This window comes from Mesorhizobium sp. M7A.F.Ca.US.014.04.1.1 (assembly GCF_003998745.1).
GTDB classification, from domain to species: Bacteria; Pseudomonadota; Alphaproteobacteria; order Rhizobiales; family Rhizobiaceae; genus Mesorhizobium; species Mesorhizobium ciceri.
In genome coordinates this window covers 1-6986 of record NZ_RZRW01000310.1, presented here as the reverse complement: position 1 = coordinate 6986, position 6986 = coordinate 1, and the positions used below count along the sequence as shown (strand labels likewise).

The following is a 6986-nucleotide window of genomic DNA, read 5'->3' as shown; positions in this document are numbered from 1 at the left end:
GCGTTTCGGCAACCGGCCCGGCCAGTTTTTGCAGCGTCCGGTAGGTCGCCTGGAAATCGCTGTTGGCGATCTCATGGCGGTCGTGGCCGAAAGGGCCGGTGCCGTTGGCGCGGTCCATGGCGCCAAGCTGATGGCGGGCGAGCAGCGCCAGGAAGCGTTTTTCGTAGTCGCTGGTGCCGGCGTCGCCGAAAAACTGCGCGGCGGCGATCCGCGGCCCAGCTGTCTCCGCGGAGAGCGCGGGTCGCGCGCAAGCGCTCTGGCCTTGCAGGAGATCGCAGGCATTGCGACCAGTACCGGCACAGCCGGCAAGGACAGCCAGCCCGAACAGAACAACGGCGATGAATGCGCGACCCTTCACCCGGCCGCTCCGGTCTTCAGGGCGCTCAATTGCGCCGGATCGCGCGGCGGCATGAAGCCCTGCGGGAAGACCTTGCAGACGGGAATGGCGAAGGTGGCGATCAGCAGTTCGGCCTCGCCGCGCATCTTGCGCGGCGTTGCGTTGTCGTCACGGATCGCTTTCGCCGAGGCGACCAGGGCGCCGTCGCAGTCGCAATGGTTGTGGCGGGCGATGTAACAGGCGTCATGCGTCTGGCAGGCCGCGTCGAGGCGGTCGACCGGCCGGGCCGACAGATCGCCGGTGCGGGTGCCGGGGCCGCAATAATTGCCGAAGACGAAAGGCGAAGGCCGCGCCATGGCGTAGCGGATCGGTTTGGGCAGTTCGGCCTCCGGGACCTTCGTCCACGGATTGGCGCAAGCGGAAACGAAAAGCAGCGGCAGGATGGCAAGAACGGCTCGCATGTCTATCCGCGCCAGCTTTCTGAAAGGTTCCCCACCCGGCGACCTGCCCGTGGCCGGCGACCGCACGCCTGATGCCACACTGGCCGGTTTTGTGGCAAGGAAAAGGCGGCACGGCCAAAGCGTATCGCGTTTGATCGGATTCATGCGATGCGCTTTAGCGTCTTAGTTTATGCATGTCGTTCGCCCAAAACCGAGATCAGTTTTGGGCGACATGCCTCAGACGAACAGGTTCCGCTCCCGCTCCACCATCTTGGTGATGAAGCTGGCGACGATCTGGACGCGGCGCAGTGGCCTGACCGATTCGTGATAGACCAGCCAGTAGGCGCGGCGGATGGGTGCCACGACATCGACCGGCACGAGTTCCGGCATCGAGCGGGCGACGAAGGTGTGCAGGATGCCGATGCCGGCGCCCGAGCGCACTGCTTCGGCCTGGCCGAGCGCCGAGGAGATGGCGAAACTGGTGCGCCAGTCCGCGCTGAATTCGGCCGCGTAGTCGAGCGAAGGGCTGACAATGAGATCCGGCACATAGCCGATAAGGGTGTGCTGGCCGAGTTCGGCCGCTGTTTTGGGCAGACCATTGGCATCGACATAAGCGCGCGAGGCAAACAGGCCGAGCGAATAGTCGACCAGCTTTCCCGCCACCAGCCGGCCTTCGGTCGGCCGCTCGACAGTGATGGCGATGTCCGCCTCGCGGCGCGACAGGGAGAAGGAGCGCGGCACCGGCACAAGCTGGATCGTCAGTTCGCGGTGCAGGGCGGTCAGCGCGCCAAGGCGTTTGGCCAGGAAGGCAACGCCAAAACCGTCCGGGGCGCCGATGCGCACCGTGCCGGAAACATCGTCGCCTTCGCCTGATATGGTCGAGCGCGCGGCGATCATGTCGCCCTCCATGCGCTCGGCAATGTCGAGGAAGCGCTCGCCGGCGGGAGTCAGCTCGCTGCCGGTGGTCAGCCGGCGAAACAGCTTTGTCCGAAGCGCATCCTCGAGTGCGGCGATGCGGCGTGAGACGGTGGCGTGGTTGAGCTCCAGCCGTTTGGCGGCGCCAAGGATCTGGCCGGCACGCGCCACGGCAAGGAAGATGCGGACGTCATCCCAGTTCATGGGGATGGTCCAGATGACAATCGCTGACGCCGCGTCCTGTGGTGGAAACTCAATCTCTCAATCCCTGCTGCTATCAGACGGGGTCTCGCATTTGCGAGAATTGATGCTCGTCCGTCAACCGCTATCTACTTTCCGCACAACGGTTGCGTTCTCCGTCGCGTTGCCATCCGCCGGCCAAAGGCGGACAATGCAGCATCACAAACAAGGGAGAGAAATCATGATCGACTATGGTCATTTCATCGGCGGCAAGCACGTCGCCGGGACCAGCGGCCGCAAGCAGGATGTCATGCAGCCGATGGACGGCTCCGTGCGCGGCACGGTGGCGCTGGCATCACAGGCGGAACTGCGCGCTGCGGTGGAGAACGCCAAGGCTGCGCAGCCGAAATGGGCCGCAACCAACCCGCAGCGTCGCGTGCGCGTGCTGATGAAGTTTCTCGAACTGGTCGCCCGCGACTATGACGAACTGGCCGACATCCTGGCGCGCGAGCACGGCAAGACGATCGCCGACGCCAAGGGCGACATCCAGCGCGGCCTCGAAGTGGTCGAAGTCTGCATCGGCGCGCCACACATGATGAAGGGTGAATTCACCGACGGCGCCGGCCCCGGCATCGACGTCTATTCGATGCGCCAGCCGCTCGGCGTCGTCGCCGGCATCACGCCGTTCAACTTCCCGGCAATGATCCCGCTGTGGAAGATCGCGCCGGCCATCGCCTGCGGCAACGCCTTCATCCTGAAGCCTTCGGAGCGCGATCCGGGCGTGCCGATGCGCATCGCCGAACTGTTCCTCGAAGCTGGCCTGCCGGCGGGCATCCTCAATGTCGTCAATGGCGACAAGGACGTGGTCGACGCCATCCTCGACGATCCCGACATCAAGGCCATCGGCTTTGTCGGCTCGACGCCGATCGCCCACTACATCTATTCGCGCGGCACGGCCGCCGGCAAGCGCGTGCAGTGCTTCGGCGGCGCCAAGAACCACATGATCATCATGCCCGATGCCGACATGGACCAGACGGTCGACGCGCTGATCGGCGCCGGCTACGGCTCGGCCGGCGAACGCTGCATGGCGATCTCGGTTGCCGTCCCGGTCGGCAACGACACCGCCAACCGGCTGATGGAAAAGCTGATCCCGCGCGTCGAAAGCCTGAAGGTCGGTCCTTCGACCGACTCTTCCGCCGATTTCGGCCCGCTGGTGACGCGCCAAGCCCTGGAGCGGGTCAAGGGCTATGTCGACACCGGCGTCAAGGAAGGCGCCAAGCTGGTCGTCGACGGCCGCGGCTTCTCCATGCAGGGCTATGAAGACGGCTACTATATGGGCGGCTGCCTGTTCGACAACGTCACCGCGGACATGCGCATCTACAAGGAAGAGATCTTTGGGCCGGTGCTGTCGGTTGTGCGCGCGCCGACCTATGAGAGCGCGATCAAGCTCGCCAACGACCACGAGATGGGCAATGGCGTCGCCATCTTCACTCGTGACGGCGATGCCGCGCGCGATTTCGCAAGCCGTGTCCAGGTCGGCATGGTCGGCATCAATGTGCCGATCCCGGTGCCGATCGCCTACTACACCTTCGGCGGTTGGAAGGCGTCTTCCTTCGGCGACCTCAACCAGCACGGCCCGGACGCGTTCCGTTTCTACACCAAGACCAAGACGGTGACCTCGCGCTGGCCGTCCGGGATCAAGGACGGTGCCGAATTCGTCATCCCGACGATGAACTGACCGGACAACAGATTGATTTTGAATTTGAGGCCCGGGCGCTCGCGCCCGGGCTTTTTTGCAGTCCGGCGACGACCCTATCTGCGTGAACGCTAATGTGATGGAACCAAGTGGGCATCTGCCGTCTTGGTTTGCAGTCCTGCCGCAAGGAGGTACGGCAGATCAAGCAACGGCGCTGGCGACAGCTTCGGGGACATCGTCTGGCGCAAGGAGGTGTCAGATGACCCGTCTTGTGGCAACGCTATTTTTCGCGGCGGTTTCCGCGTTTGCCGCCGTCCCGGCGATGGCGGAGCAATGCGCAGCCCGTGCGGATATGATCAAAGCGCTCGGGGAAAAATTCCACGAAAGCGAGGCTGCGCGCGGCCTGGTCAACCCGAGCGTCATTCTTGAGATATTCGTCTCCGACCAGGGCACCTGGACGATCCTTGCCACCGACACGCATGGTCAGAGCTGCGTCATCACGGCGGGCGAAGGCTGGGACGGTTCGTTGATGGCGGCGGCTGCCTTGCCAGGGACGTGATCCGAGCTTCGAGGAAGCACCGGCGACGAAAGCGCATCGGATTAAAAGACGCTCAGCGCGTCGCCGCCGTTTCGGCGTGGCCGCGCAGCAGCGCCATCAGGCGTTTGGCATCCTTGGCCGCGGCCTCCTCGTCGCCGGCAAGGATCGAGCGGATCAGCGCGACATGGTGCTCGGCGGATTCGGCAAGACCGGTCTCGGCCTTGTAGCGGAACCAGAAGCGGCGGCTGTGGGTCTGCAACGGGGCGGCCAAACGGGCGGCGAAGGGATTGTCGGCAGCCAGTGCCAACGCTTCGTCAAGTGCCTTGTCGGCCTGAATGAAGGCAAGCACGTTGCCCGAGATCACCGCTTTCTGCATGGCAAGCGCTGCTTCGTGAAACAGGTCGGCGGCCTCGCGGGTGACGAAGCGGGCGGCCGAGCGGGCCAGCACCACCTCGACGCCGCGACGCGCGTCGAGCACGCGCAGCCAGTCGCCGGGATGCAGCGGGGCGATGGCGATGCCTGCGCGCGGCCTGATGTCGAGCAGCCCTTCCCAGGCCAGCCGCTGGATCGCCTCGCGCACCGGTGTCCTGCCAAGCCCGAGCCTGTCGATCAGGGCGCCCTCGGTGACGAAGCTTGCCGGGGCCAGTTCGAGCGTGACGATCATGTGCTCGAGCACATGGTAGGCCCTGGTCGCGGCCGGCTCCGCCGAGGTGCTTGCTGCCGTGGATATCAAATGCGCTCTCCTGATATATCTTGAATATATCATAACGGATTCCGCATTGACAGCGGGTTTGTTAATAGATATACCAGTGATATATCAGATGGAGAGATGATCATGTGGACCGGAGTTTTTCCTGCCGTCACGACCAAATTCACCGCGGATGATCGCCTCGATCATGCCGAGATGGAGCGCTGCTTCAACCTGCAGATGGAAGCTGGCTGCGACGGCATCATCGTTTGCGGATCGCTCGGCGAGGGGCCGATGCTGTCGCCCGATGAGAAGATCGAGGTGCTGAAGACCGCACAAAAGGTCGCCGGCAAGAAGCCGGTGCTGCTGACGGTCAACGAGGCCGGCACACGCGAGGCCGCCAGCATCGCCAAGCGCGCGAGCCGGGAAGGCGCCAACGGCCTGATGGTCGTGCCGAGCCCGATCTACCACACCAATGCGGAAGAGACGGTCGCGGCGCTGCGCGCGGTCGCGCAGGCTGGCGACCTGCCGGTCATGATCTACTCCAACCGGCTTGCCTACCGCGTCGACGTCAGCGTCGACCAGATGGAGGAGCTGGCGTCGGACGAGCGCTTTGTCGCGATCAAGGAATCCTCCGACGACATCCGTCGTTCGACCGAGATCATCAATCGCCTGGGCACTCGCTACGACCTGTTCACCGGCGTCGACAATCTGGCCTTCGAGGCGCTGTCGGTCGGCGCCATCGGTTGGGTGGCCGGACTGGTCACCGCGTTCCCGCGCGAGACGGTCGCCATCTACCAGCTGATGAAGCAGGGTCGCCGCGAAGAGGCGCTCGGCATCTACCGCTGGTTCCGGCCGCTGCTCGATCTCGACGTCTCGACCTATCTGGTCCAAAACATCAAGCTTGCCGAAGTGTTCGCGATCAACACAAATGACCGCGTTCGCATGCCGCGACAGCCGCTGTCTGGCGATCGCCGCAAGTCCGTCGAGAAGATCGTCAAGGATGCGCTCGCGGTGCGGCCGACACTGCCGCAGTTCTGAGGCTTCTTCTTCCTGTTCGCAGGGAGAAGATGGTGGCAGCCAGATAAGGGGCAGCGCCCACGTGCAAGGAAATTCCAAGTCGACAGAAGCGGGGCGCAGCCCCTCATCCGCCCTTCGGGCGCCTTCTCCCCGTGAACGGGGAGAAGGGTTGGACATAGCCATCGTCGGTGGCGGCATCATCGGTATCTGTGCCGCTGCTTCTCTCGCTGAGGCGGGACGCAGGGTCACCGTCTTCGATCGCACAGGCATTTGCGAGGTGACGAGCTCGGGCAATGCCGCCGCCTTCGCCTTCTCCGACGTGCTGCCGCTGGCGCACAAGGGCATGATGCGGCAGCTGCCGAAATGGCTGGCCGATCCGCTCGGCCCGCTCAGCATCCCGCCCGCCTACCTGCCGACGCTTCTGCCCTGGCTGATCCGCTTCTGGCGCGCCGGTGCGCCGGGGAAATACGAGGCGAGCCTTGCCGCTCAAGCAGGCATGATGAAGCTTGCCGAGGCGGAGTGGATGGGCTTGCTCGATCGCTCCGGCACGCGGTCGATGCTGCGCGAGGATGGCTCGCTCGAGCTTTACGAAAGCGAAGCCGAATTTCAGGCCGGGCTGCCCGGCTGGGCGGCGCGTAAGCGTTTCGGCATCGGTTTCCGCCACGTCGAGGGCGAGGAACTGGCCGCCTTGCAGCCGGGCCTGTCGCCGCGCTTCATCAAAGGCACGTTCGTGCCGGGATGGAAGACGGTCGCCGACCCGAAACTGCTGGGCAAAGCGGTGTGGACCTATGCGCAGGCCAAGGGCGCTCGCTTTGAGCTGGTCCGGATCAGCCAAGTCGCGGCGGATCAGGATGGAGCGACGCTGACGTTGGCAGACGGCACGACCAGAGAGGCCCGGCACCTCGTCGTCGCCGCCGGCGCCTGGTCGCATCTGCTGGCTAAGCAACTCGGCGATCGCATTCCGCTGGAGACCGAGCGCGGCTACAACACCACCTTGCCCACGAGTGCCTTCGACGTGAAGCGGATGCTGATCTTCTCCGGCCATGGTTTCGTCGTCACGCCGCTCGAAACGGGTCTGCGCGTCGGCGGCGCCGTCGAACTCGGCGGCATCGAACGGCCGCCCAATTATGCCAGGTCGAAGGCGCTGCTGCAGAAGGCACAGAAATTCCTGC

Annotated in this window: 7 protein-coding genes and 1 pseudogene; 4 read left to right on the top strand and 4 right to left on the bottom strand. The window is 64.6% G+C overall.

The features are described from left to right. From EOA22_RS20145 to EOA22_RS20135, 3 genes and pseudogenes are all read right to left on the bottom strand, one after another. Positions 1–358, bottom strand: a pseudogene (locus EOA22_RS20145) (phosphatidylserine/phosphatidylglycerophosphate/cardiolipin synthase family protein); the annotation flags it as partial. Further along, positions 355–798, bottom strand: coding sequence for a hypothetical protein (locus EOA22_RS20140; RefSeq protein WP_063170362.1), 444 nt, complete (start codon positions 796–798; stop codon positions 355–357). The gene EOA22_RS20140 and the pseudogene EOA22_RS20145, both read right to left, overlap by 4 nt. A gap of 216 nt (positions 799–1014) precedes the next feature. Further along, on the bottom strand, positions 1015–1896 hold the full coding sequence (locus EOA22_RS20135) for a LysR family transcriptional regulator (protein WP_013529085.1): 882 nt from the start codon (positions 1894–1896) through the stop codon (positions 1015–1017). A gap of 217 nt (positions 1897–2113) precedes the next feature. Between EOA22_RS20135 and EOA22_RS20130 the strand changes: the two genes are divergently transcribed. Both EOA22_RS20130 and EOA22_RS20125 read left to right on the top strand, forming a co-directional pair. Continuing rightward, positions 2114–3610, top strand: a complete 1497-nt coding sequence (locus EOA22_RS20130; protein ID WP_013529086.1) for a CoA-acylating methylmalonate-semialdehyde dehydrogenase — start codon at positions 2114–2116, stop codon at positions 3608–3610. Positions 3611–3827: 217 nt separating this feature from the next. Then, the gene (locus EOA22_RS20125; RefSeq protein ID WP_024502890.1) at positions 3828–4127 is read left to right on the top strand and encodes a hypothetical protein; all 300 of its coding nucleotides are present in this window, start codon (positions 3828–3830) and stop codon (positions 4125–4127) included. 52 nt (positions 4128–4179) lie between these two features. Here the strand turns inward: EOA22_RS20125 and EOA22_RS20120 are convergent, their stop codons facing one another. Beyond that, positions 4180–4872: a GntR family transcriptional regulator gene (locus EOA22_RS20120; protein WP_050596296.1), complete on the bottom strand. Its 693-nt coding sequence runs from the start codon at positions 4870–4872 to the stop codon at positions 4180–4182. Between the two features lie 69 nt (positions 4873–4941). On the opposite strand from EOA22_RS20120, the gene EOA22_RS20115 reads away from it, so the two are divergent. Beyond that, entirely contained in the window at positions 4942–5835 is an 894-nt protein-coding gene (locus tag EOA22_RS20115; protein WP_024502892.1) for a dihydrodipicolinate synthase family protein, read from the top strand. Positions 5836–5896: 61 nt separating this feature from the next. Next, on the top strand, positions 5897–6986 hold a 1090-nt coding region (locus EOA22_RS20110; RefSeq protein ID WP_164755664.1), incomplete at its 3' end, for an FAD-dependent oxidoreductase.